The sequence below is a fragment of the Archangium sp. Cb G35 genome, from assembly GCF_001896145.1.
In the GTDB taxonomy this organism is placed as follows: domain Bacteria; phylum Myxococcota; class Myxococcia; order Myxococcales; family Myxococcaceae; genus Archangium; species Archangium violaceum.
In genome coordinates this window covers 1,308,546-1,333,371 of sequence record NZ_MPOI01000001.1, presented here as the reverse complement: position 1 = coordinate 1,333,371, position 24,826 = coordinate 1,308,546, and the positions used below count along the sequence as shown (strand labels likewise).

The window sequence follows — 24,826 nt, the reverse complement described above, 5'->3', positions numbered from 1 at the left end:
CAGGAGGGGCCCTTCCGGGCACGGTCTCGCCAAACTTGTCCAACAGTTGGACAAGTTCATGAAGAGCGCGCCCGGGAGGCGGGCTGAACTCCAGGGAGTGACTTGCGTACACGGTGCGGACACTCCCACCCCTGAAAGGACTTTGTTCCGATGGCTTAGCTCCCCGGCGAGAGCACCACCAAGTTGGAGAGGACGGACAGCAGCTCCGCGGGCTCCACGGGCTTGGCCACGTGCATGTTGAATCCCGCCGTCAGGGCGCGCGTGCGATCCTCCACCCGGGCGTAGGCCGTGAGGGCCACCGCCGGCACTCCGCCGCCCTCCTCGGATGGAAGCGCGCGCACCTGGGAGATGAGCCGGTAGCCGTCCTCGCCCGGCATGCCGATGTCCGAGACGAGCAGATCCGGCCTTTCCTCGCGCACGGCGCGGAGGGCCTCGGACGCGGAGGCGGCGGTGACGACGTGCGCCCCGTACTCCTCCAGCATCACCTTCAGCACCTCGCGGTTGTCCTCCTCGTCGTCCACCACGAGGATGCGCCGCCGCGCGAGCACCGCGTGGGTGGGAGCGGCGGCGGGCGGAGCGGGGCGCGCGGGTTGCTCCTGCCGGGGCAGGACGAGGGGCAGGCGGACCGTGAAGGTGGCGCCCCGGCCCGGCCCCTCGCTCGCGGCGTGCACCGTTCCCCCATGCATCTCCACGAGGTGGCGGACGATGGCGAGCCCCAGGCCCAGGCCTCCATGCCGCCGCGTGGTACCGCCCTCGAGTTGGCGGAAGCGCTCGAAGATGTGGGGCAGGAAGTCCGCCGGAACCCCCGGGCCCTCGTCCGCCACCGTCACCTCCACCGAGGACTCCAGGCGCCGCAGCCGCACCTGGACGCGGCTGTCCCCGGGAGAGAACTTCACCGCGTTGGACAGCAGGTTCCACACCACCTGCTGCAGCCGGCCCGAGTCCCCCATCACCAGGTCCTCGTCCGGCTCGAGCTCCGCCTGGAGCCGGATGCCCCGGGCCTCCGCCGCGGGACGCACCGACTCCATCGCCGCCTGGACGACGTCCACCAGGTGCACCGGCTGCGTTTCCATCCGCAGCTTGCCGGAGATGATGCGGCTCACGTCCAGCAGATCCTCGATGAGCTGGGCCTGCGCCTGGGTGTTGCGGTCCACCGTCTCCAGCGCCCGGGCGTGCTTTTCGGGAGGCAGCCGGCCGGTGCGCAGCATCTTCACCCAGCCGATGATCGCCGTGAGGGGCGTGCGCAGCTCGTGGCTGACGGTGGCCAGGAAGTCGTCCTTGAGCCGGTTGGCCTCCTCGGCACGCTGGCGCTCCTCCTGGGCCAGGGTGAAGAGCCGTGCGTTGTCGAGCGCCATCGCCACCCGGCGCGCCACCTCCTCCATCCGCAGCACGTCCTCCTGCCCGTAGCGCCGGCCGGACGACTCCGTCGTCGCGAACATCAGCACGCCGAGCGTCCGTCCCCTCGCCATGAGCGGCACGGACGTCAGGGAGCGGCACTTCATCTCCTGGATGACCCGCAGGTGCTCGGCGTTCTGGGCCGATTGCTCCTCGATCGCGCCGTTCATCTCCGCCACGTGGATGGTCTGCTCCAGGCGCATGGCCCGGGCGGAAGGGTGCTCGGGGTTCTGGACGGGCGGGAAGTGGCGCAACCGGTCCGCCAGCTCCGCCAGGGTGGGGTCCGCGTGGGCCACCTCGACGCGCTCGACGCGGCCGTCCTCTCCCATCAGGTCCACCATGCACCAGTCCGCCAGCACCGGCACGGCCAGGCGGGCCACCTGCTTGAGCGTGGCCGCCTGGTCCAAGGAGGCCGCCAGGGCCGCGCTCGCCTCCGAGAGGAAACGCAGCGTCTCCGCGCCGCGCTTCTGGTCATCGATGTCCGTGCAGGTGCCGAACCAGTGCGTGATGCGGCCCGCTCCATCCCGCAGGGGCAGGCCCCGTGCGATGAACCAGCGGTACGCGCCGTCCGAGGCCCGCCGCAGACGGTACTCGACGGAATAGGGCTCGCCCGTGGCGACCGCGCGCCGCCAGACCGTCCGCGTCTGCCCGAGGTCCTCCGGGTGGACGGCCTGGAACCAGCCGTCTCCCTGCGCCAGCTCCTGCGTCTGTCCCGTGTACTCGAACCAGCTCGGGTTGAAGTATTCGGTGTACCCGTTCGCCCGCGTTCCCCAGATGAGCTGGGGGAGCGCCTCGGCGAGCAGCCGGAAGCGCGCCTCGGACTCGCGTTGCTGCTGCTCGGCGTGCTTGCGCGAGGTGATGTCCATCACCACGCCGGCCAGCTTCGTGGGCCGTCCCCGCTCGTCGAACAGGACCCGGCCGCGGCTCTCCTGCCAGCGCACGCCTCCGTCCACGCGCAGGATGCGGTACTCCAGCCGGTGCTCGCTCTCGCTCTCGCTCCGGTCGCGCGCCGTCTGCCCCAGCGTGCGCGACACGCGCTCACGATCCTCCGGGTGGATGAGCGCCAGGGCGGCTTCGGTGGTCCCCATGAAGGTGCCGGGCGCCATGCCGAACATGGCCCCGACGTTGGGGGTCCACATCATGCGCTGGCTGTCCAGGTCGAACTCCCAGGCCCCCACCTCGGCGGCCTTCAGCGTCCGGCGCAGGTGGGCCTCGCTCTCGCGCAGCGCGGCCTCCGCCCGCTGGCGGTACGACAGGGACTCCTCCGCCGCCTGCCGGGCCCGCACCTGCTCCGTCACCTCCACCGCGAAGAGCAGCACGGCCTCCACCTGGCCTCTCGCGTCCAGCAGGGGCTGGTAGGTGAAGTTGAAGTAGCCCTCCACCCGCTGGCCATTGTTGTCGCGGTCCAGCATCAACCGGCGCCCGGTGGCCGAGTGGGGCTGCCCGGTGCGGAAGACCTCGTCGAAGGCCTCGAAGAGGCCGGCGCTCGCGTACTCGGGATGGGCCTCCCGCGCCGTCCGGCCCAGCAGGGTCCGGCCTCCGTGGAGCCGCTGGAGGACCGGGTTGGCCAGCTCGCACCGTTGATCCGGCGCCCGGTAGACGCCCACCGCCGCGGGGACCTGGGAGAAGATGGCCTGGAAGCGGGCCCGCTGCCGCTCGGCCTCGGCCCGCACCTGCTCGGCCTGCTCACGCTCCAGCACCGCCTCGCGCTCGGCCTCCTCTCGCTCCCGCGAGCGCACGTCGCGCACGAGGGAGGCGGCGGTGAGCCCGATGAAGGCCAGCAGGAAGCCACTGCCCGAGAGCACGAGGAAGTCCGCGCTGCGCGAGACCTCCGCCAGCCGGGCGTTCTCCCGCTGCAGCCGCCCCTCGGCCTCCTCGCGCAGCTCCCGCTCGAGCACGCGCAGCGCGTCCATGAGCTGTTTGCCCTCGCCGGAGCGGACGGGCTCGAGCGCGGCGGCGGACTGGGTCTCCTGTTCGAGCCGCACCGTCCGTTCGATCAGCGCGAGCTTGCGTTGGATGAGCGCCTCCATCGCCTCCAGCCGCCGCCGCTGTGGGGGCTCATACGCGGTGAGGGCGCGCAGGCGCTCCAGCGAGGGCTGGATGCGGCCCCGGGCTTCCTCGTAGGGAGCGAGGAAGTGCCGCTCTCGGGTGAGGAGGTAGCCCCGCTGGCCCGTCTCCGCGTCCTTCATCAACGACAGCAGCAGCTCCGCCTCGTTGATGACGTCCAGTGTGTGCGTCACGCGGCCCGAGCTCCCGGCGAGCTGCCGGGTGGAGCGCAGGAACAGGGCGGCGATGAGGAGCACGGTGAGCGTGGCCGCGAGCAGCCCGGCGATCACCGGCAGGGGAAGCCGGCGTGAGCGCCTGGGGGAGGGTGTGCTCGGGGTGATCGGATCCATTCAAGCTGCCTTCGGAGACGCTTACCCCATGGGCAGCCTGTAGCTCGGGCCTGTTCGAAGGATCAATGCTCCCACGTCGGCTCGGCAACACATGTGCATCGCCCGAACGGCCACAGTGCCGCCTGGAGCGCATCGGTTCGGTTGCTCTTCAGGGGCGGTGGCGCTCGGCCACGCGGTAGAGCTGGGTGAGGGAGGAGCTCGCCCAGGTAGGCGCCAATGGAGGGCACCGCGCGCTCGCCGCTGGCTTCGCGCGGGTTCCTGGTGGGGAAGTCCCGGTGCCAGAAGTGGAAGTCGGCGTCCGTGAGGGACTCGGGCGCGGTGTCGAAGATGGAGGACACCTGCAGGCGCGCCGGCGCGAGCGGCTGCTGTCCCTCCTCCTTCGTGAGGGCGACGGACATGCTCCTGCCGGACTCCTCACGTCACTCCGGGCGAGGATTTATGGAGGAGGCAGGTGGCGGGGCGAGGAGGGCTGAAGAAGCTTCCACCTGACAGACGGCCAGCCGTGCGGGTGTCGACACCCGCCCCGGGCATCGTCCCCGGCTGTCACAACCCGCCGCCCGCGCGTCCCTCCTGTGGGATTCACCTGGAGAGGTGGGTGAATCCCTCATCCACTCATCACCTGGACACGCAGGCCCCCATGAACCCTGACAAGGCAGCCTCCCTGGAAGAGGAACTCAAGTGTTATGATCAACCGGATACGAGCTCGCAGGTGCTCGGCCGGCTGCCTCGGCGGCGGTTCAAGGTGCTCAAGGAGCGCCTGTCCTGCCCCAGCGAAGAGACGGACTACCTGCTCCTGTCCACCCCCGGCATCGGCACGGGGAAGGCGTGGATCTGCTCCCGCTGGAAGGACCATCGCTATGCCTCCGTGACGGAGAGCCTCTCCGATGCCATGGCCATTCCCGATGCCATGGCCATTCCCGATGCCATGGCCATTCCCGAGTCCTTGCTCGTCGCGCGCCTCAAGGACTTCCGCGGCTACGGGTACAGCCTGGACAAGAACATCAGCTACCCGTGGCCGCTGCCCGGTGTCCAGGTGGACACCGGACTGCCGACGCCGAAAATCAACTGCTGCACCTTCGTCGAGGCGCTGCTCGTCAAGGCCTGGGAGGATGCGCTGCCCGGGCGCTTCAGCTGGAGCCGGAGCCTCCACAGCCAGATGATGATTCTCGGCAAGGACTTCTTCTCCCCGGTGACGGCCGTCATCGAGGCGGGCATGGCCACGCCCATCGCGGACCCGAGCGAGCCCCCTCCGCCCTGGACGCTCGTCCAAGGCTGGAAGAGCCTGAATCCGCTCAAGGGAGGCCACTCCTTCCTCGTCGTCGCGGAGCGTCAAGGCGCCGTGCTCACCCTGGAGGCCAATGCCTCCCACAGGCTGAGCGGCGTTGGCTTCCGCGGCCTGGGCAATGCCGAGCAGTTCGGCTTCGCGCCGCCTCCGGACTGGTGGAGCAACAAGGACCTGTGGAAGGATCAGAAGGTGTGGAGCTGGGAGAGCCTCCTGAAGGCCTATGGGACCCTCAAGCTGGCGCGTCTCAAGGTCACCGACCTGCGATGGGCCGGGTGAGCCGCGCCGTTACGCCCGGCGACCCCTGGCCACCCAGGAGAAAAAGGCGAAGGGCCTGGAACCATCGGGGGACTTCCCAAGGAGTCCTGTTACCGCGCACATGAGCCTGGTTCAGGCAACAAGGCGAGCAATCGATGGCAGGCGGTTGTTGTCCGCTTGTACGCCTGGAGACTCGAACGCGGTGGCGCCTGGGCTGAAATACAACCGGGCCGCCACCAGGACACTGTGTCCTGGGGACGGCCCGGTGGGGGCGTCAGTGCCGCGGCGGATTACTGCGCCAGGGCCTGCTGATCGGCCAGGCGCTTGGCGCACTCGGCCTTCATGTCCACGTAGTAGTCCTTGGCCGACAGGGAGATGGCCTTGGTGTACAGGTCCAGGGCCTCCTGGTACTTGCCCGAGGCGTCGAGCAGCACCGCGAGGTTGTAGAGCGCCGCGGAGTTCTGCGGGTTGGTCTGCACGTAGGACTCCATCTCGGTGATGGCCTGGGGCACGTTGCCCTTCTCCGCCACCTCGATCATGGGCTTCTGCGCCTTGTCGTCACCGTCCATGCGGATGTACTTGGTCACGTACGAGGGCGTGATGTCGCCGAGGATGCGGCCCACCAGCGCGCGGGCCGCGTTGCCGATGGCGGTGTCCTTGTCCTCGCCACGGCCGACCATCTCGTACTCCTCCTCGGCCAGCATCGCCTTGCCCGCGGCGTTGAAGGCGGTGACGCTCACCACCGTCTTCGCCTCGTAGAACTTCACGTCGCGCTCGGTGGTGTTGCCCTTGCTGTCCGTCTCCTTGACGGTCTCGGTCTTCTTCTCGGCGTCCCAGTCGTTGACGTCGATGCGGATGCCAATCTCATCCTGGCTCTGCGCCGGGCCACTGCCGGTGCTGAGGATCTGCACGGAGCGGCCGGCCACCTTCACGACGATGCCCTCGTCGGAGCGGTCCGTCACCTGGAAGTAGCCGCCGGTGCGGGCCTGGCGGGTGAGTTCGTCGATGACGAAGTCCCGAGCGCCCTTGCGGCCCTCGGTCTGCACCACCGTCAGACGCTTGGAGGCGCCCAGGTTGACCCGGGCCGGCTGCATGACATTGACCTTCAGACTCGGCGCGCAGCCCACCGCGAGGGTGGCAGCCAACGCCATCACGACGTGACGCAAAGAACGAGAAGACAACATGTCGGGTGATTCCCCCTTTGGGACGCCCGCATGGATGCGGGCCGGCGAAGGCTACACGTCCGCCTGTCCACCAGACAACCCTGGGGGGAGGGTGCGAAAAGACCCATGCCGAGGGGATGGTCGCTTGGCTTTGGGCCGGGCCTGCGTATTCTGCGCGCCCTCATGCCGTCCGCTTCGTCCGTTCCCGCCGCCCCCCCACGCCCCTCGGGCTCCACCCCCCTCCTTTCCGCGGTGCCCGACGTGGCCCCGGAGCCGAGCACCCGGCTGCTGCTGCTGTTGCTGCTGGCCGCGGCGCTGCTGCCGCGCCTGGTGCTGATGCCCTTCAACGAGAACTACTACGGCGACGCGGTGGCGCGGACGGAGCTGGCCGAGCGCTGGGCGAATGAGCCGCACCTCATCACCTCGTATGGGGATGGGGCGTACCAGTTCGGGCCGCTGCACCTGTATGTGGTGGGGGCCGCGCTGAAGGTGGTGGAGGACAAGGCGCTCGCGGGCCGGCTGGTGAGCCTGCTCTTCGGGGTGCTGTCGGTGGTGCCGCTCTTCTCGCTCACCCGGCGCCTCTTCGACTGGCGCGCCGCGGTGGGGGCCTGTCTGGCCTTCTCCGTCTGGGGCATGCACCTGCAGATGTCCACGACGGCGGCCAGCGAGGCCATGTCGCTCTTCTTCATGCTGTGGGTGTTCGCGCTCATCGCCGAGGGGCTGGACGACAACCGCATGGGGCCCTTCTTCGGGGCGGCCCTGGTGCTCAACCTGGCGTGCGCCGTGCGCTACGACGCGTGGCTGTTCATGCCGCTGTTGTCCCTGGCGCTGCTCTTCTGGGGCGAGGACCGGGTGGCCGCCATCACGCGCGCGGTGGGCTTCGGCCTGCTGTGCCTGCCCTTCCCGCTGCTGTGGATGCAGGGCAACGAGATGGCGCATGGAGATCCCTTCTTCCCCATCCACGCGGTGGAGCAGTTCCACGCGGACTGGACGCGCGAGGGCGTGGCCCGGGTGGGGGAGTGGCGCTACCGGCTGGAGAGCCTGGGCTTCTGGCCGGGCGTGGCGCTGCTGACGCTGTCGCCGGGCGTGGCGCTGCTGGGCATGGCGGGCATGTGGCGCTCGTGGCGGGAGCGCAAGGACACGCGCTGGCTGATGCTCGCCGCGCTGGTGCCCGCCGCGTACTTCACCTTCCGCGCCGTGGTGCTGCTCGACTTCCAGCCCCTGGGCCGCTTCACGGTGACGGAGCTGGCGGTGCTGTTGCCCTTCGTCGTGCCGGGCCTCGAGCTGGTGCGCGGCGCCGGAGCCCGCAGGGCCGTGGCCGCCGTGTGCGCGGTGCTGGCGGTGGCCGTGCCCCTGGCCATGGGCCTCTACACCTTCCGCGCCGATGGCCGCTGGCAGGACAGCCTCCGCCCGGTGAGCCCCACCTCCACCAACCCCGTGCCCCTCATGCAGGTGGCCCGCTTCCTCAAGGAGGAGGTGGCCCCCAAGGGCGGCGCGGCCGTGGTGGATCAGGACCCGAGCTACATGGACCTCCAGCTCGCCTTCTTCTCCGGCCTGCCGGATGAGCGGCTGGCCCGCGTGCGCTGGGAGACCTTCCGCAAGCACCTGCGCCTGGCCAACCCGGAGTACCTCGTGCGCTTCGACAACGGCTCGCTGGCGCGAGATCCAGGCGTGAAGCTCGAGGGCCGCACGTTGACGCTCGATGGCGTGGCCTATGAGGAGCAGGACGGCTTCTCCGCGCCCCTGCATGTCTACCGGCGCCGCTGAGCCCTCGAGCCCTTTTTCACCAGGGTTCTCCAGATGACAGAGCCGAGGAAGCCCTGGCTGGGGCCCTCGGCGCCATGAGAGAACCCTGGACGCCGGGTCCACAAGACACCCCCCGCTCGTGACACACCCTCGACAGGCTCCCAGGCCATGAAGTCCGCCGCACCGCTCTCCGGGGCTCCCCCCGCCACGGATCAAGCGAGCATCCTCATCGTCGACGACAGCCCCAACCAGCTCGTGGCGCTCGAAGCGCTGCTGGTGCCGTTGGGGCAGCGCATCGTCAAGGCGTCCTCGGGCCAGGAGGCCCTGCGGTTGTTGCTGGGGCTGGACTGCGCCCTCGTGCTGCTGGACGTGCACCTGCCGGACATCGACGGTTTCGAGGTGGCGCGCCTCATGCGCGAGCGCGAGCGCTCCCACCGCACGCCCATCATCTTCCTCTCGGGGCTGACGGCGGACGTGGCCTTCACCTCGCGCGGCTACGCCCTGGGGGCGGTGGACTTCCTCTTCAAGCCGTTCGACCCGCAGGTGCTGCGGGCCAAGGTGGAGGTGTTCGTCGAGCTGTACCTGCACCGCGAGCGGCTCAAGCTGCAGGCGGAGCGGGAGAAGGCGGAGACGGAGCGTGTGCGCCTGCTGAGCCTGCTGATGCAGACGCCCGCGGCCATCGCCCTCACCCGGGGGCCGGACTTCATCTTCGAGTTCGCCAATCCGCTCTACGAGAAGGTGGCGGGCCGTTCCATCCCCGTGGGCCGGACGCTGCGCGAGGTGATGCCCGAGCTCCTCTCGCAGCCGGTGATGGAGGCGCTGCGGCGCGCCATGCGCACCGGCGAGTCCTTCGTGGGCCGGGAGTTCCCGGTGATGATCGACCGGCAGGGGACGGGCCGTGTGGAGGAGGCCTTCTTCGACCTCGTCTACCAGCCGCTCCGGGACGAGCACGGCGAGGTGGAGTGGCTGCTCACCCACGCGGTGGAGGTGACGGAGCAGGTGCGAGCGCGCCGCAAGCTCGAGCTCACCGAGGTGGAGCTGCGCCAGCGCGAGGCCGAGTTCCGCGGGCTGGCCGGGAACATCCCCGACCTGGTGGCCCGCTTCGACCGCCAGCACCGCCTGCTCTACGTCAACCCCGTCGTCGAGCGCACCCTGGGGCTGCCGCCGGAGCGCTTCCCGGGCAGCACCATGGCCGAGCTCGGCATGCCGGCGGAGAAGATGCCCGACTGGGAGGGAGCCTTCGCCGAGGCGTTCGCGGGGCGGAGCACCTCGCTCGAGTTCGTCTTCCCCACGCCGTCCGGGCTCCGCTCCTTCGAGGCGCACGTGGTGCCCGAGCGGGACGCGCACGGTGAGGTGCGCTCCGTGCTCGCCGTGGCCCGCGACGTGACGGAGGCGCGCACCCGTGAGCAGGCGCTGCGCGAGAGCGAGGGCCTCTTCCGGCTGCTCGCCGAGGCCAGTGAGGTGCTCTCCTCGCTGGAGGATCGCACCGTCCTGCGCAAGCTGACGGAGCTGGTCGTGCCGCGCCTGGCGGACTGGGCGGCGGTGGATCTGCTCTCCGAGGAGGGCAAGGTTGATCGGGTGGCCGCGGACCACTGCGAGCCGGAGAAGGCGGCGCTCGCCTTCGAGATCGCCCGCCGCTGGCCGCTGGACACCTCCCATGGCGGAATCGGCCAGGTGCTGCGCACGGGCGAGCCCCTACTGCTGAAGCACATGCCGGACGAGCTGCTGCCCTCGCTGGCGCGAAGCGAGGAGCACCTGAGCCTGGCGCGCACGCTGGGCTTCAAGTCCTCGCTGTGCGTGCCCCTGCTGTCGCGCGGACGGGTGCTGGGGGCGCTCACCCTCGTCCAGGCCGAGAGCGGCCGGCGGTTCAGCGAGAAGGAGCTGCCGTTCGTCCAGGAACTGGCGCGGCGGGCGGGGCTCGCGGTGGACAACGCGCTGCTGTACGGCGAGGCGCGCAGGGCCCAGGGGCGTGCCTCCCGGCTCCAGGCGGTGGCGGCGGCGCTCTCCCGGGCGGCGACGCCAGAGCAGGTGGCACGCGCCATCCTCGTCGCGGGCCTCGAGTCCGCGGGCACGCACGCGGGCATCATCTACGTGCGCGAGCCCGAGGGAGGTCTGCGCGCCCTCCACATCCAGGGCTACTCCGAGGAGGTCGTCCGCACCCAGAGCTACCTGCCCGCGGGGACGCAGGCGCCCCAACTGGACGTGGCGCTCGCGGGGGAGGCGCGCTGGTACTCCTCCACCGAGGAGTTGTTGGCGCACTACCCCCAGCTCGCCAACCTGGCGGGGGCCTACGAGGCGCGCGTCGGGCTGCCCCTGCTCGCCGATGAGCACTCCCTGGGGTGCCTGTGGCTGTCCTTCGCGGACCGGCGGCACTTCTCCGCCGAGGATCGGGACTTCCTCATCGCCCTGGCGCAGCTGTGCTCCCAGGCGCTCGAGCGCGCGCGGCTGTTCTCGCGGGCCCTGCCGCCGGAGTCCTCAGGCCGGGGGCCGTGAGCGGGGCAGGCGCACCGTGAAGGTGGTGCCGTCTCCCGGGATGGAGCGCACGTCCACGGTGCCTCCGTGCCCGAGGACGATCTGCCGGGTGATGTAGAGGCCCAGGCCCAGGCTGCCCCGGCCCGGGCCCGCATCCGCTCCCCGCCGGTAGGGCTCGAAGAGCATGGGCAGCAGCTCGGCGGTGATGGCGGGGCCCTCGTTGTGCACCTCCAGCAGGAGGCTCGAGTCCTCGCCCCGGGTGGACACCCGCACGGGCGTGCCCGGCGGGCTGTGCTGCAGGGCGTTGCCCACCAGATTGGTGACGACCTGGGCCAGCCGGCCTTCATCCGCCTCGCCCTGGCCCTCGCCGCTGGCCTGGAAGTCGATGCGGCGTCCGGGCCACGCCAGCCGCACCTCCTCCACCACGCGCCGCACGTGCTCGTGGAAGTCCAGGGGCTGCGGGTGGATGGGAATGCCTCCCCCCACGCGCGCCTGGGTGAAGTCGAGCAGGTCGCGGATCATCCCGCTGGCCCGCTCCGCCGCCGCGGTGATGCGGCGGGCCGTCCGCGTGGTGCGCTCGTTGACGGCCTCGCGCTCGAGCAGGGTGGCAGACAGGGAGATGGCGTTGAGGGGGTTGCGCAGATCGTGGCTGACGATGGCCACCACGTCCTCGCGCACGCGGACGGCCTCCTGCGCCTGCTGGTAGAGGAGCGCGTTGTCGATGGCCACGGCCGCGCGGTCCGCCAGGCCCCTGGCCACCTCCAGGTCCTCGGCGAAACCGCCCTCGGTGTGGGGCCGGGTCCAGGCCAGGTTGATGATGCCGAGCCTGCGCCCGCGGGCCACCAGGGGCACGAGGGCCACGGACTTCGGGCCGAGCGCCTCCAGGATGGCCCGGTGCTCCGCGTTCCGGGCGGAGGCATCCAGCCACGCGGGGGTGAGCACCGGCACCGCCAGGGCCTCGCCATTCTCCAGGGCCCGGCTCACGGGGCTGCCGCTTCCCATCAGGGGCGGGTAGGGCCGCGCCCGTTCGATGAGGGCCTGCGCCGCGGGGTCGCGTGCCGCGAGATCCAGCCGGTGCAACTGTCCGTCCTCTCCCAGCAGATCCACCATGCAGTAGTCGGACAGGTGCCGCACGGCCAGGGAGGTGATCTTCCTCAGGGTTCTGGTCACGTCGAGCGACTGCGACAGCAGGGTGCCGGCCTCGAGGAAGAAGGTCTGCGCCTGCTCGGCGCGCTTGCGCCGGGAGATGTCGCGGGTGAACTGGGAGAAGCCGCGCAGCACGCCGGCCTCGTCGCGCAGCGCGGTGACGACGAACTCCGCCCAGAAGCGGCTGCCGTCCTTGCGCACGCGCTGTCCCTCCATCCGGCAGTGGCCCCGGGTGACCGCCGTCTGGAGGCACTGCTCGGGCTGCCCGGTGTCCCGCTCCTCGGGGGGATGGAAGAGGGCGATGTGCCGGCCGAGTACATCCCGCTGCGTGTAGCCCATGATGCGCTCGGCGCCCGTGTTCCAGCTGATGATCCTGCCCTCGGTGTCCAGCAGGTAGACGGCGTAGTCCTCCACGCCCTCCACCAGCAGGCGGAAGCGCTCCTCGCTCTCGCGCAGGGCCTGCTCGGCCTGCTTGCGCGCGGTGATGTCCACGGAGATGCCTCCGAGCGCCATGGGAAGCCCCTCGCCCCCGGGCAGGGGGAACTTCGTGGACAGGTACGTGCGCGGGCCCGTGTCGAACTCGACCACCTCCTCGAAGGTGCGGGTGTGGCCCTCGAGCACCTGGGTGTCGTGGAGCCGCAGGGCGTCCGCCAGCAGCCGGGGGAAGAGCGCGGCGTCGTCCCGGCCCAATATCTCCCCGAGTGGGCGGCCCACGAGCCGCTGCTGGTAGCGGTTGCTATAGAGGTAACGGCCCTCGGCGTCCTTGGCGAAGATGGCGGCGGGCGCCTGGTCCAGCATCGCCCGGAGCCGCTCCTCGCCCGGGCGCTGGACGGCGTCGCGCTGACGCAGGTACTCGTCCACCCCCTCGGCGATGCCGGTGGTGATGAAGGCGCTCAGCGCCCGCACCTCCCCCAGGGTGACGCGCACGCCCGTTTCCTCCACCAGGTCCAGGATGCACTCGCGCAGCACGTGGTACTCGCGCACCAGCGCCTGCACGTCGAAGCCAATGCGCATCCGCTGGCGCCCGTGCTCGCGTGCCACGGGCAGCCACTCCGGGAGCGGCTCGGCCCCGGCGGCCGTCTGCCGGCGCAGCACCCGGGCCATCTCCCACAGGTACTCGCCGATGTGATCCTCCAGCTCGGCCTGCGTCCGCTGCGCGGGGGCGAGCCCCTCGCGCAGGCGCCCCGTCCATCGCTGGATGATGTCCTCGTGCTGGCTCTCCAGCAGATCCGCCAGGGTGGGCGGCGGGGACTCCGAGGTGTGCGAATCGAAGTTCACGACGGCGCCCCCCGTCCGCCCCTGGGTGGGTCCTCGACGGTGCGGGTGGAAGGTGGGCTCATGGGAAAAATCCGGGTGTCCGGCTCATGCGTGCCACCAGCCGGGTTCCCAGACAAGCGCGTGGAGGCGAAGTGCCGTCCTGCAAGGGACATATCCAGGGGGCTTCCGGCTCGCACCAGGGGCCGGCCTCCCCTCGGAAAAAGCAGGCTGCCCCACGGCTTCCCGGTAGCCCGGGCCGGTCCCTTTTATCCACAATGGACTGAAGGTTTTACCGGTTTTTGCCTGTAAGGACTTCAGTCTGACTTTAGACCCCTGGAATAAGTGTTGAAGATGACAGACAGGGGAGTTGGCGCGATTCCTGCTCAACGCGGGCCCGCAATGCGTAGACCCGAGAGCCTCTCGCGATACACGGTTGAAGTGAGTCCCAACGCCTGGCGGCAGATGGCCCATCTGCCCCTTGAGACGTACCAGCGCATCCGCGAGGAACTGGAGGCGGTGGCGGCCCGGATGAGGCCTGAGACGCCCATTCCGTTGCCCCAGAAGTACGTCCGGCCCGTCGAGACCCGCTCCATCCTGCTGGAGAAACACATCGCGCTCTATGAGGTGGACCCGTCGCGCAAGCGCCTCACGCTGAGGGAGATCGCGCTCCGAGCGACGCAGGGCGCGTAGGCGGCCGGGCAGGCGTGGTGCCGGGTGCTCGCGGAGCCCGCTGACGAACATGGCGGGGTGGGCCGACGCATTCTTGGGAGGTATGGCCGAGCACGAAGCCTCCATCACACCGGAGCGGGTCCGGCTCTGTGACTTCATCCGGGACAACACCTCCCGCATCCTGGAGTTGTGGGAACGCGAGGTCCGCCTGCTCCCGGTGCTCCAGGATTTCTCCCGCCACCGGTTGATCGATCATCTGCCCGAGTTCCTGGAGCGGGTGGCCGAGGTGGTGGAGACGGTCCACACCGGGGAGGAGAAGACGCTCGGCGGATTCCCCGAGGAGCATGCGCTGGAGCGGTTGAACGCGGGCCTGGACGTGGAGCAGGTGGCCCAGGAGTACGCGCTGCTGCGGGCCTGTGTCCTCGAGCTCTACGCCGGGCACGTGGGGGCGATGGGGGCCTGGGCGCCGGACGTGATGCTGCACGAGGTGGTGTACTTCAACCGCACGTTCGACGAGGCCGTGACCACCTCCATCTCGCGTTATGCCCGGGCGCGCACGCGGACGCTGGTGGCGTTGGACCGGCTGTCCGAGGCGGCGCTGGGGACGGAGGCGCTGGACACCTTCCTGCCGAGGCTGCTGCGCATCATCCTGGAGACCACGGAGCCGGTGGACACCGTCACGCTGCTGCTGCGGGAGGGGGACATGCTCCGGGTGCGCGCCTCGGTGGGGCTGGAGGAGCTGGTGTCTTCCGGCTTCACCCTGCGGGTGGGCGAGGGCTTCTCCGGGACGATCGCCGCCGAGCGGCGCCCTCGGGAGGTGCGCTCCGCGTCGACGGATCCGCTGGTGAAGAGCCAGGTGCCACGGGAGCATGGGATTCGCGCCCTCTACGGCGTGCCGCTGTTGCAGGACGGCGAGGTGCTAGGGGTGGCGCACATGGGCAGCCGCACGGCCTTCGAGTTCTCCAACGAGGACAAGCTGCTCTTCCGGGCCATGGTGACGCGGGCCACGGGCCTCCTCGTCCAGGCCCGGCTCGTCGCCAGCGAGCGCGCGGCGCGCGAGGAGGCGGAGTCCCGCAGGCAACTGTTGCGCATGGTCATCGAGCAGAGCGGGGACGCCATCATCATGGCGGACGAGCGGGGGCAGGTGCGGCTCTTCAACGCCGAGGCCGAGCGGCTGCACGGAGTAGGCCGCGAGGAGGTGACGACGCTCGAGGGGCCCCTGGCGTCCACCCTGCTCACCGTGGAGGGCCGTCCCCTGTCGTGGGAGGAGACGCCCCTGACCCGCGCCCTGAGGGGAGTGCCGGTGATGGGAGCCCACTGGGTGGTGCGCCGGCCGGATGGCTCGGTGCGCACGCTCAGCGGCAGTGCCCTTCCCATCCGCCGGCCGGATGGCTCGCTCGCCGGGGCGGTGCTCTCCGCCCGCGACGAGACGGAGCGGCTGATGCGCGAGGTGGAGACCGCCGAGGCGCTGGCCCTGCTCGACACGGTACTGGCCACCGCACCCGTGGGCCTGTCCTTCGTGGACGGGGAGCTGCGGTATGTCCGCATCAACCACGCGCTCGCCGCCATCAATGGCCCCCCGGTGGGGAGCACGCTGGGGCGCACGATGCGCGAGGTGGTCCCGGAACTGGCGCACATCGTGGAGCCGCTCTGCCAGCACGTGCTCGACACGGGGGAGCCGCTGTTGGATCTCGAGATATCGGGCACCACGCCCGGCCTCGCGGGGAACCTGGGGCACTGGCTGGTGAGCTACTACCCGGTGTGGAACCGGCGGGGTCAGGTGTTCATGGTGGGCTCGGTGGTGGTGGACATCACCGAGCGCAAGCGGACCGAGGAGCGGATGGCGCAGCTGGACGCGCTGGTGGCCGCCGCGCCCGTGGGCCTGGCCCTGCTCGACACGGAACTGCGCTATGTGCACATCAACGAGGCCCTGGCCCGGGCCAATGGCCTGTCCGTGGAGTCCCACGTGGGACGGACGGTGGCCGAGGTGCTGCCGGAGTACGCTCCCTGGTCGGAGCCGCTGCTGCGGCGGGTGCTGGAGACGGGGGAGCCGTTGAGGGGGCTCGAGAGCCGGGCCGCGGCCGCCCATGATCCGGGGGTCATCCACCACTGGGTGTCGGACTACTTCCCGGTGCGTGCGCCGGAGGGGAGGGTGATGGGCCTGGGCGTGGTGGTGATGGACGTCACCGAGGCCCGGCGCAAGGAGGAGGAGCTGCACCGGGCGGCGGAGTTCCGCGAGCGCTTCCTGGGCATCGTCTCGCATGACCTGCGCAATCCGCTCAACGCCATCCTCCTGTCCGCCAATGCGCTGATGCGCTCGGATTGCGTGATGAAGCAGCACCTGAAGGCCGTGCGCCGCATCACCACCAGCACCGAGCGCATGGGGCGGATGATTGGCGAGCTGCTCGACTTCACGCGGGGGCGGCTGGGTGGGGGCATTCCCATCACGCCGCGGCCGGCCAACCTCCGCCACCTCTGCCGGCACGTGCTGGAGGAACTGGAGGCCGTCCACCTGGATCGCGAGCTGAGGCTGCGCGCGCAGGGAGATTTCCAGGGAGCGTGGGACCCGGACCGCCTGGCGCAGTTGCTGGGCAACCTGGGCAAGAACGCGCTGGACTACAGCCCGGTGGACACGCCCGTGGACTTCTCGCTCCACGACGAGGGCGGCACCCTGCGCCTGGAGGTGCACAACGAGGGGCCGCCCATTCCCCGGGAGCTGCTGGCGGGCATCTTCGAGCCCTTCCGGCGGGCGGTGAAGGGAGACGCCCACCCGACCTCGGGGCTGGGGCTGGGCCTCTTCATCGTGCAGGAGATCGCCCGGGCCCACGGTGGCTCCGTGGAGGTGCGCTCCAGCGAGGGCCGGGGCACCACCTTCACCGTGCGGCTGCCCCGGTACAGCCCGGGCGCGCCAGCTCCGGACGGGGCGCTGCATTGAGCCCCCGGTGTGCGAGCGGGGGAGCGGGGGCCCGGAAGCGGCCCGTCAGATCCGTGGCGTGACGGGGGTTTCTGTTCTTCGCATGAGCAAGAACGAAGCCCTTGGGGCGCTACAGGAACGGTGGGAGCTCGGAAGCTTCATTCGGGAGAACCGCACCAACCTCCTCCAGGAGTGGGAGCGCACCGTGCGCCGGCTTCCCTATGCCCGGGAGCTCTCGCGGCCCCGTTTGTTGGATCACCTGCCAGACCTGCTGGACCGGATCGCCCAGGTGGTGGAGACGGTGCGGACGGGCGGAGACGAGTCGCTCGAGGGCCTGCCGGAGGTGCATGCCCTGGAGCGGTTGGACTCGGGCTTCGACCTGGACGAGGTGGCCGGGGAGTACGCGCTGCTGCGGGGCTGCATCCTCCAGCTCTACGCCCAACACGTGGAGGCGGCGGGCGCGGGGTCGCTGTCCGTGGCGATGCAGGAAGTGGTGCGCTTCAACCGGACATTCGACGAGGCCGTGGCCGCCGCCGTCTCGCGCTACGCACGGGCCCGGGAGCGCACGCTGGTGGCGCTCGACCGCATCTCCGAGGCGGCGCTGGGGACGGAGGACGCGGACACCTTCCTGCCGAAGTTGCTGCGCGTCATCCTGGAGACCACGGAGGCGGTGGACTCCGTCACGCTGCTGTTGCGCGAGGGCGACGTGCTCCGGGTGCACGCCTCGGTGGGGTTGGAGCAGGAGGTGGCCTCCGGCTTCTCCCTGCGGGTGGGCGAGGGCTTCTCCGGGACGATCGCCGCCGAGCGGTGTCCTCGCGAGGTGCGCTCCGCGGCGACGGATCCGCTGGTGAGGAGCGAGGCCATCCGCTCGCGAGGGACGCGTGCCCTCTATGGCGTTCCCCTGTTGTACGCGGGAGAGGTCATCGGCGTGGCGAACATGGGCAGCCGTACCACCTTCGAGTTCTCCAACGAGGACAAGCTGCTCTTCCGGGCCATGGTGAGCCGGGTCACCACGCTCATCGTCCAGTCGCAGCTGGCCGCGCGGCAGCGGGAGGTGGAGCGGAAGCAGGCCGAGACGCTCGCGCTGCTGGACTCGTTGCTGGCCTCCGTGCCGGCGAGCCTGGCCCTGCTCGACACGGAGCTGCGCTACCTGCGCGTCAACGAGGCGTTGGCCGCCTCCAACGGCGTGTCCGTGGAGGCCCATGTGGGACGGACGCCGGGCGAGGTGATTCCCGACAGGGCGCCGCTCGTCGAGGCCCTGCTGCGGCGGGTGTTGGAGACGGGCGAGCCGCTGCGGGCCCAGGAGTTCAGCGCCCCCCCGGCCACGGAGCCGGGTGTGCCGCACCACTGGCTGGGGGACTACTTCCCGGTGCGTGCGCGGGACGGGCAGGTGCTCGGGGTGGGCGGATTCCTGGTGGACATCACCGAGCGCAAGAAGCAGGAGGAGCGGTTGCGCCAGACGGCGGAGTTCCGCGAGCGCTTCCTGGGCGTGGTCTCGCATGATCTGCGCAATCCGCTCAACGCCATCCTGCTATCGGCCAACGCGCTGCTGCGCACCGAGGGCATTCCAGCCAGCCACACGAAGATGGTGCGCCGCATCGTCACCAGTGGTGAGCGCATGGGGCGGATGATTGGCGAGCTGCTCGACTTCACGCGGGGGCGGTTGGGGGGCGGCATTCCCATCCAACTCCAGCGCGTCAACCTCCGGCACCTCTCCCGCCATGTGCTGGAGGAGCTGGAGATCGGCTTCCCCGGCCGCGAGCTGCGGTTGCACGCGGAGGGAGATCTCCTGGGCGCGTGGGACCCGGATCGGCTGGCGCAGTTGCTGGGCAACCTGGGCAAGAACGCATTGGACTACAGCCCGGCGGACACGCCCGTGGACTTCTCGCTCCACGACGAGGGCGACATGCTGCGCATGGAGGTTCACAACGACGGAGCGCCCATTCCGCGGGAGTTGCTGGCGGGCATCTTCGAGCCCTTCCGGCGAGCGGTGGAGGGGGATGCCCATCCGACCTCGGGGCTGGGGCTGGGCCTCTTCATCGTGCGGGAGATCGCCCGGGCCCATGGGGGCTCCGTGGAGGTGCGCTCCAGCGAGGGCGAGGGCACTACCTTCACCGTGCGGTTGCCGCGCCACGGCAAGCGAGCCCGGGAATCCGCCGGAGCCATGCACTGAGAGCGTGAAGATGGGGGCGCTCCCAGGATCCTGGAGAGTGCCCCTGGGAACAAGCGCTGACAACGCGGCCATATCCCCTCGCCCTCCGGGAGAGGGACGGGGTGAGGGTGCCACGCATCCCGGGTTGAACCCCCTGTCCACCCTGTGATTCATGGGTTGGAGAACGGGGACGGATACCCTCACCCTGACCCTCTCCCGAGGGGAGAGGGAATATCCGGTCACTTTCCCTGAAAGGGATTAGCGACGCAGGAGTGGGTCGTCGTCGGGGGTGAGATTCAGCGAGCGCCTGTTGTCCGCGTCATCGGGAGAGCTGATCTCCACCTCCTCGCGGCGTACCGACTCCGCCACGCGGCGCTCCTCCTCGATGGAGTCCTTGTGGATGACCACTTCCTCATCCACCACCGCGCGCTTCTGGACGTCCACCTCCTCGGCGCGCAGGGGCACCACCACCGTCTCCTCCTGGAAGGAGGCGTTCATGGCGGGCCGGCCTGGATCGACGTTGCGGCGCTCTACCCGGGCGCGCTCGCGGCGGACCGGGACCTCCACCGTCTTCACCTCTTCCACGACGTCCTTGTGGACGCGCACCTCACCGGCCGATACGTCGCGCCGGGTGACGTCCAGCTCCTCCTTGTGTACCGGGATGGCCACCTCCTCCGTGCGCCGGGCCTCCCACGTGCGATCCTTGATGCCCGTGTCCGCTCTCAGGCCCGTGTCCGTGCCCAGGCCGGTCGCGCCGAGGCCAGCGCTCGTGCCGAGGCCCGTGGTGGTCGTGTCGTAGCCGGTGGTCGTCCCGTACCTGTCCGTGTCCGATAGATTCCGGAGGCTCTCCCGGCCGTGCATGAGGATGATCTCCCCATCGCGGATGTCACTGATGTCCGCGTAGCGGACGAGGTAGTCCTTTGGGAAGAAGAGGCCCTTCTCGATGTGGAACGCGTCATCTCCGAGAGAGAAGACCTTGCCAAGCTTCTCGCCGTCGATGCTGCGAACCGTCATGCCTTCCCTCAACTGCGTGCGCTGGAACATGGCTGTTCTCCTGTTGAGTGGCTCCAGCCCTGACGATGGGGGTGATGGGACCGGGGGGCATATCGGCGCATGACGGACGCCCGGCCGCATTCCTGTCCAGGCTTCGTCCCGGAACGCGAGCCTCTCCCGGTGTTCTGATTGCGAACGGGCCCGGCGCCTGGGCGAGGCTCGCGCGCCTCCCTGGTGGCCAGGTGACCAGCCGGTGGAGGCGCTACGGCGTACCCTTCATCCGCTGCTGGCGGCGCTTCTCGCGGAAGAACTCCACCTGCCACTTCCGCACCGCCGCCTCGTGGCACTCCAGCGTGGGACAGAAGATGTGCGTGCCGTCGTTGCGCGACACGAAGAAGAGGTCATCGCAGTCCAGGGGGTGGAGGGCGGCCTGGAGGGCAGCGGCGCCCGGGCTGGCGATGGGCCCCGGTGGCAGCCCCGGGGTGGTGTACGTGTTGTACGGGTGCGGCGTCCTCAGGTCCTTCCGGGTGATGTTCCGCGAATACACCCCGTGCCGCAGCTTCATGGAGTAGAGGACCGTGGGGTCCGTCTCGAGCTTGATGCCCTGGCGCAGCCGGTTGTGGAAGACGCACGAGATGCGGGGCCGCTCCTGGGGCTGGCCCGTCTCCTTCTCCACGATGGATGCCAGGGTGAACGTCTCGAGCAGCGAGAGCTTCACCCCGTCCTTCCGCCGCGCGTCCGCCTTCCGGTACTCCTCCAGCGCGCGCTGCACCATCTTCGCCAGCACCTTCTCCGCGGTGGCGCTGCGGGTGAAGGCGTACGTGTCCGGGTAGAGGAAGCCCTCGAGCGAAGCAGTCGGCACTCCGGCCTCGCGCAGGAAGTTCCGGTCCGTGGCGAGCCGTTCCAGCTCTCCCAGGTCCAGCTTCAGCTCCGAGCCGGCGAGGATGGGGAGGATCTCCTCGATGCGCAGGCCCTCGGGGACGGTGAAGCGGTAGAGCTTCACCTTGCCGGAGGCGAGCTGTTCCACCACTTGCGCGGGGGTGAGTGTGCCCTCGAAGAGGTACTCGCCGGCCTTGAGCCGGGGGCCCACCCCCTCGCGGCGGATGTAGAGGTAGAGCAGCTCCGGGTCGGTGACGATGCCCGCGTCCGCGAGCATCCTCGCGATCGTCCTCGGGCCGGTGCCGCCAGGCACGGCCAGGGTGATGCCCTCGGAGGGCAGGGTGACGGGGGCGGCGGCGAACTCGGAGATTCTGCGCTCGCGGCGCAGGTACCAGGCGCCCGCGACGGCCGCCGCGAGCACCCCGAGGACGAGCAGGGCAATCAGGACCTTCTTCACCTACGGCTCCGGCTCGTAGTCGTCATCGTCGTAGGCGTCGCCCGAGGACGGCGGACTGCGGGCATCGAGCCAGCCCTGGAGGATGAACTGGGCGGCCATCTGGTCGATGACCTCGCGGCGCTTGGCGCGCGACAGGTCCGCCTCGAGCAGGGTGCGCTGGGCGGCCACGGTGGACAGGCGCTCGTCCCACAGCTCCACGGGCAGGCCGAGCGCCTGGGTGAGGGCGTCCACGAACTTGCGGGTGGCCTCGGCGCGAGGGCCCTCGGTGCCGTCCATGTTGAGGGGGAGTCCGACGACGAAGCGCTCGACCTCGTACTCCTGTACCAGCTCCTTGAGGGCGGCGAGGTCCGCCTTGAGGCTGGTGCGCCGGATGGTGGTGACGGTCTGGGCGGTGAGGCCCAGGGCGTCCGAGGCGGCCACGCCGATCGTCTTGGTCCCATAGTCGAGGCCGAGGGTTCGCATGCGCGGCGGAATGTAACCGCAATCCCCGGCCGTGGACCGCCCCGTCCGCGAGGCAGGACCGTGCTTGTCCGGTGGGCGGGCTAAACCGCTGAATTCGTTGAGCCGGGCGAGGCCTCGGGCCCGGCACCGCCGCTGCAATCCGTCAGGCGCGGAACACGGTGCGGCATCCGGAGGCATGGAGCCCCGGCGCCGCAGGGGAGGCACCATGAGTGACGTCTTGAGGGGTCTGGGCAATGTGCTGGGGGGCGTGACGAGTCTGCTGTCGGGGGGAGCGCTCATCGACGCGGCGGGCAACGCGCTGGGGTTGCCGCCAGCGATTACGAACGCGGCGAAGGTGGCCGTGGGCGCGATGACGGGCAACGTGATGCTGGCGGCCGATGGCGCGATGGGGCTCGCGCAGGAGCTGACGAAGAATCCGCCGGCCACCACCGAGTACAAGCCGCCCGCCGACAGCGCGCGGGCCTGTGAGGGCTACGCGAATCCTCCGCCGCCGGGCACCCCGACGTCGGGGTCGAGCGGCCAGGCCCAGGCGTGCGGCGGTACCCAGAGCAGCCACCTGGATCCGAAGATGAACGACTACCTCCACTCGCTGCAGACGTTGCAGCAGAACTTCCGCTACCTCGACGCGACGGACGGGAAGCTGGACGGCGACGTGTCGCGGGGGGACCTCCAGCGCATCTCCCAGGACGCGCGCGTGTCGCCCGAGCTGCGCCAGGCGGCCCGCTTCCTCGTGGACAACCCGGGCTACTTCGAGCGGCTCGATACCGCGGTCGGCGTCCACTCGCTGGGGCTGGTCTTCCGCGACATGCTCAATGACGACCGCATCAGCCTGAGCAACGTCCAGAACGAGATCAACAAGGTGAAGGCGGACTTCGCTCAGTACGGGCGGCCCGCGAGCACGGGCAGTCCGGCGCCGTCCACGCCGGCGGGCAGCGCGACGGGCGGCTCGCCGCCTGGATCCACGAGCGGCACGGCCAGCTCGAGCATGAAGGGCATCATCAACGACCCGAGCATGAGCCTGGAGGAGAAGATCGAGGCCATCCTCATGGGGCTCACGGAGAGGATGGACGGGGAGATCCTCCAGGTGATGGATGAGCTGGCGGCGGCGCAGGACAAGCAGGCCGGCATCAAGAACGGCAAGGGGGACGAGAAGGCGCTCTCCGACTCCCAGCGCGACATCGACCGCCTCAACATGCGGCTCCAGAAGCTGGTGGAGAAGCGGAAGATGATGTTCGAGATGATGAGCACGCTGTCCATGAAGTTCAACGAGATGGCGAAGACGGCCCTCTCCAACATGCGGAGCGCCTGAGCGGAGATGGGGCGCGTCATCAAGTACGAGGGAGGAACCATGGACACGGCAACGGCGGAGAAGCTGAAGGCATTCGTGCGCGGGGAGGTGACGTGGGCGGAGGTGGAGGGGATGACCTTCGCGGAGGCGAAGGCGATTGCCCAGGTGGGGTGTGACCTGGCGGCGGCGGGGCGCTACGAGGAGGCGCGCATCCTCTTCGAGGGGCTGGTGGAGGGGAACCCGAAGGACTCGGCGAGCCGCGCGGCGCTGGGCACGGTGTACCAGAAGCTGGGGCGGCTGGAGGACGCCGTCACCGAGTACAGCGCGGCGCTGGAGAGGGATCCGGCCAACCCGGTGGCGCTGGTGAACCGGGGCGAGCTGTACCTGCGGCGGGGGAACCGGCAGGGCTTCACGGACCTGGCCAACGCGGTGGAGGCGGATCCGAGGGGGGAGACGTCGGCGGGCCGGAGGGCGAGGGCGCTGGTGAGGGCCATCGCGCTGGCGGCCGCGGAGAAGCTGCAGCCGGAGCCGCGGGCGAAGGCATAGTCCGCGGAGCCGGGAGGGACCGCCGGGCCGCGGAGGGGAGGAGGGGATGGGCGGTCCGGGGGGAGGGCGTCAGTGGGAGGGCTCCGTGAGGGGTCCGCCCGCTGGCGCCCTTTTTTCTGGGGCGGGAGGGATGGCGGCGAGCCGCTCGCTGATGGGCGGGTGGCTGTGGCCCTTGAGGACGACCCAGCGAGGCGGGTCGGGGTTCATCTTGTTCACCCGGGCGGCCTTCACCAGCATGCGGCGGAAGGAGGCGGGATCCTGCGTGAGCTGGAGGGCGTAGCGGTCGGCCTCGCGTTCGCGCTCGCGGGAGAAGGCCGAGGAGATGGGCGTGCTCAGGAAGAAGACGAAGAAGGAGAGCAGCCACAGCAGGGGGAAGGTGCGGATGTCCGCGAAGCGCGTGGCGCCGAACCAGCCCCGGGCGGCGGCGCGCCGCAGCATCCGGTCGATGACGTAGAGGAGCGCCACCAGGGCCACCGAGGCGGCGATGCGGCCCGGCCATTTCGGCTCGTGTACGTGACCGGCCTCGTGGGCCACGGCGGCGAGGATTTCCTCCGGCTGGAGCTCGCGGAGCATGACGTCGTTGAGCACGATGGTGCGCGTGGGGCCCTGGCCCGCGAAGTACGCCTGGAGGCGCTTGCTGGCCACGGACGTCTTCTCCACCCGCACGTCCTGGAAGGGGACATCCGCCTGGGTCATGAGCGCGGTGATGCGCTCGCGCAGGGGGCCCTGCTCCAGGGGCTTCTGCTCGAAGAAGACCTGGCTGCGGTACGGGTCGAGCGCGGAAGCCACCAGCATCAGCAGCGCCGTGGGGATGCCCAGCACCAGCCACCAGCGTTTCATCCGCCGGGCCAGCCCGTACATGCCCAGCGCCAGCGCCGACACGGCGACACACTCCAGGGCGATGCCCTTGAGCTCGTCCACCAGGAAGCGCAGCGGCGTGTACGCGGACATGCCGTAGCGGTGCTCCAGCACGTAGCCGAAGTAGATGTTCGCCGGGATGTAGACGAGCTCGATGAAGAGCTCCACGAGCATCGCGAAGAGGAGCGCCGCGCCCCAGCCCGGCTCTCCCCAGAGCTTGTCCAGGGCCTGGACGATCACCCGGAAGACGGGCGCCGTCCGCAGGAACGCGAGCCGCTGGGACAGCCAGGCCGCGCCCGACTCGGACCACCGGTAGAAGGGCCGCACCAGGACGCCCAGGATGAGCGCCAGGACGCCCAGGTAGACGAGCGGGCTCACCGCGCTCCGGATGTAGAGCGGCAGGTAGTAGGCCTCGATCTCGGCGAGCTGCTCGGGGGTGAAGATGGGCTCCATGGGTGGAGCCAGAGCCTAGACCCTTCGCCGGAGTTTTTCC

16 protein-coding genes are annotated in these 24,826 nt (G+C 70.2%); 8 read left to right on the top strand and 8 right to left on the bottom strand.

The window, feature by feature from the left end:
• Positions 1-155: 155 nt before the first annotated feature.
• Together BO221_RS57230 and BO221_RS05540 are read right to left on the bottom strand one after the other, a co-directional pair.
• Entirely contained in the window at positions 156-3,791 is a 3,636-nt protein-coding gene (locus tag BO221_RS57230; RefSeq protein WP_073559203.1) for a PAS domain-containing protein, read from the bottom strand.
• Between the two features lie 62 nt (positions 3,792-3,853).
• Positions 3,854-4,189: a hypothetical protein gene (locus BO221_RS05540; RefSeq protein WP_073559202.1), complete on the bottom strand. Its 336-nt coding sequence runs from the start codon at positions 4,187-4,189 to the stop codon at positions 3,854-3,856.
• Positions 4,190-4,428: 239 nt separating this feature from the next.
• On the opposite strand from BO221_RS05540, the gene BO221_RS05535 reads away from it, so the two are divergent.
• Positions 4,429-5,352 carry a hypothetical protein gene (locus BO221_RS05535; protein ID WP_073559490.1) on the top strand — a complete coding sequence of 308 codons (924 nt, stop codon included), beginning with the start codon at positions 4,429-4,431 and terminating at the stop codon, positions 5,350-5,352.
• Positions 5,353-5,621: 269 nt separating this feature from the next.
• Here the strand turns inward: BO221_RS05535 and BO221_RS05530 are convergent, their stop codons facing one another.
• Positions 5,622-6,425: a tetratricopeptide repeat protein gene (locus BO221_RS05530; RefSeq protein ID WP_073559201.1), complete on the bottom strand. Its 804-nt coding sequence runs from the start codon at positions 6,423-6,425 to the stop codon at positions 5,622-5,624.
• Positions 6,426-6,677: 252 nt separating this feature from the next.
• Here BO221_RS05530 and BO221_RS05525 point away from each other — a divergent pair, with 252 nt between their 5' ends.
• Positions 6,678-8,261 (top strand): glycosyltransferase family 39 protein, encoded by a 1,584-nt coding sequence (locus tag BO221_RS05525; RefSeq protein WP_083680750.1) that lies wholly within the window; start codon positions 6,678-6,680, stop codon positions 8,259-8,261.
• A 147-nt stretch (positions 8,262-8,408) separates the two neighbouring features.
• Positions 8,409-10,733 carry a PAS domain-containing protein gene (locus tag BO221_RS05520; RefSeq protein WP_073559199.1) on the top strand — a complete coding sequence of 775 codons (2,325 nt, stop codon included), beginning with the start codon at positions 8,409-8,411 and terminating at the stop codon, positions 10,731-10,733.
• On the opposite strand, the gene BO221_RS05515 is transcribed toward BO221_RS05520, so the two are convergent.
• Entirely contained in the window at positions 10,716-13,136 is a 2,421-nt protein-coding gene (locus BO221_RS05515; RefSeq protein WP_073559198.1) for a PAS domain S-box protein, read from the bottom strand. The genes BO221_RS05520 and BO221_RS05515 overlap by 18 nt on opposite strands.
• A 417-nt stretch (positions 13,137-13,553) precedes the next feature.
• Here BO221_RS05515 and BO221_RS05510 point away from each other — a divergent pair, with 417 nt between their 5' ends.
• The 3 genes from BO221_RS05510 (at position 13,554) to BO221_RS05500 (ending at position 18,871) form a co-directional block, all read left to right on the top strand.
• Positions 13,554-13,805 (top strand): hypothetical protein, encoded by a 252-nt coding sequence (locus BO221_RS05510; RefSeq protein ID WP_143195267.1) that lies wholly within the window; start codon positions 13,554-13,556, stop codon positions 13,803-13,805.
• Positions 13,806-13,887: 82 nt separating this feature from the next.
• Positions 13,888-16,719, top strand: coding sequence for a PAS domain-containing protein (locus tag BO221_RS55875; RefSeq protein WP_073559196.1), 2,832 nt, complete (start codon positions 13,888-13,890; stop codon positions 16,717-16,719).
• 82 nt (positions 16,720-16,801) lie between these two features.
• Positions 16,802-18,871 (top strand): ATP-binding protein, encoded by a 2,070-nt coding sequence (locus BO221_RS05500; RefSeq protein WP_073559195.1) that lies wholly within the window; start codon positions 16,802-16,804, stop codon positions 18,869-18,871.
• Between the two features lie 237 nt (positions 18,872-19,108).
• Here the strand turns inward: BO221_RS05500 and BO221_RS05495 are convergent, their stop codons facing one another.
• The 3 genes from BO221_RS05495 to ruvX all read right to left on the bottom strand — a co-directional run bounded on the left by BO221_RS05495 (position 19,109) and on the right by ruvX (position 21,641).
• Positions 19,109-19,894 (bottom strand): YsnF/AvaK domain-containing protein, encoded by a 786-nt coding sequence (locus BO221_RS05495; RefSeq protein WP_073559194.1) that lies wholly within the window; start codon positions 19,892-19,894, stop codon positions 19,109-19,111.
• 211 nt (positions 19,895-20,105) lie between these two features.
• Positions 20,106-21,179, bottom strand: a complete 1,074-nt coding sequence (mltG, locus tag BO221_RS05490) for an endolytic transglycosylase MltG (RefSeq protein WP_073559193.1) — start codon at positions 21,177-21,179, stop codon at positions 20,106-20,108.
• Complete coding sequence (gene ruvX, locus BO221_RS05485; RefSeq protein WP_073559192.1) at positions 21,180-21,641, bottom strand: Holliday junction resolvase RuvX; 462 nt, start codon at positions 21,639-21,641, stop codon at positions 21,180-21,182. It abuts the gene before it with no gap.
• A 205-nt stretch (positions 21,642-21,846) separates the two neighbouring features.
• Here ruvX and BO221_RS05480 point away from each other — a divergent pair, with 205 nt between their 5' ends.
• Both BO221_RS05480 and BO221_RS05475 read left to right on the top strand, forming a co-directional pair.
• The gene (locus tag BO221_RS05480; protein ID WP_073559191.1) at positions 21,847-22,950 is read left to right on the top strand and encodes a hypothetical protein; all 1,104 of its coding nucleotides are present in this window, start codon (positions 21,847-21,849) and stop codon (positions 22,948-22,950) included.
• Between the two features lie 6 nt (positions 22,951-22,956).
• Positions 22,957-23,475: a tetratricopeptide repeat protein gene (locus tag BO221_RS05475; RefSeq protein ID WP_073559190.1), complete on the top strand. Its 519-nt coding sequence runs from the start codon at positions 22,957-22,959 to the stop codon at positions 23,473-23,475.
• Positions 23,476-23,544: 69 nt separating this feature from the next.
• Here the strand turns inward: BO221_RS05475 and BO221_RS05470 are convergent, their stop codons facing one another.
• Positions 23,545-24,786 carry a M48 family metalloprotease gene (locus BO221_RS05470; protein WP_073559189.1) on the bottom strand — a complete coding sequence of 414 codons (1,242 nt, stop codon included), beginning with the start codon at positions 24,784-24,786 and terminating at the stop codon, positions 23,545-23,547.
• Positions 24,787-24,826: the final 40 nt, after the last annotated feature.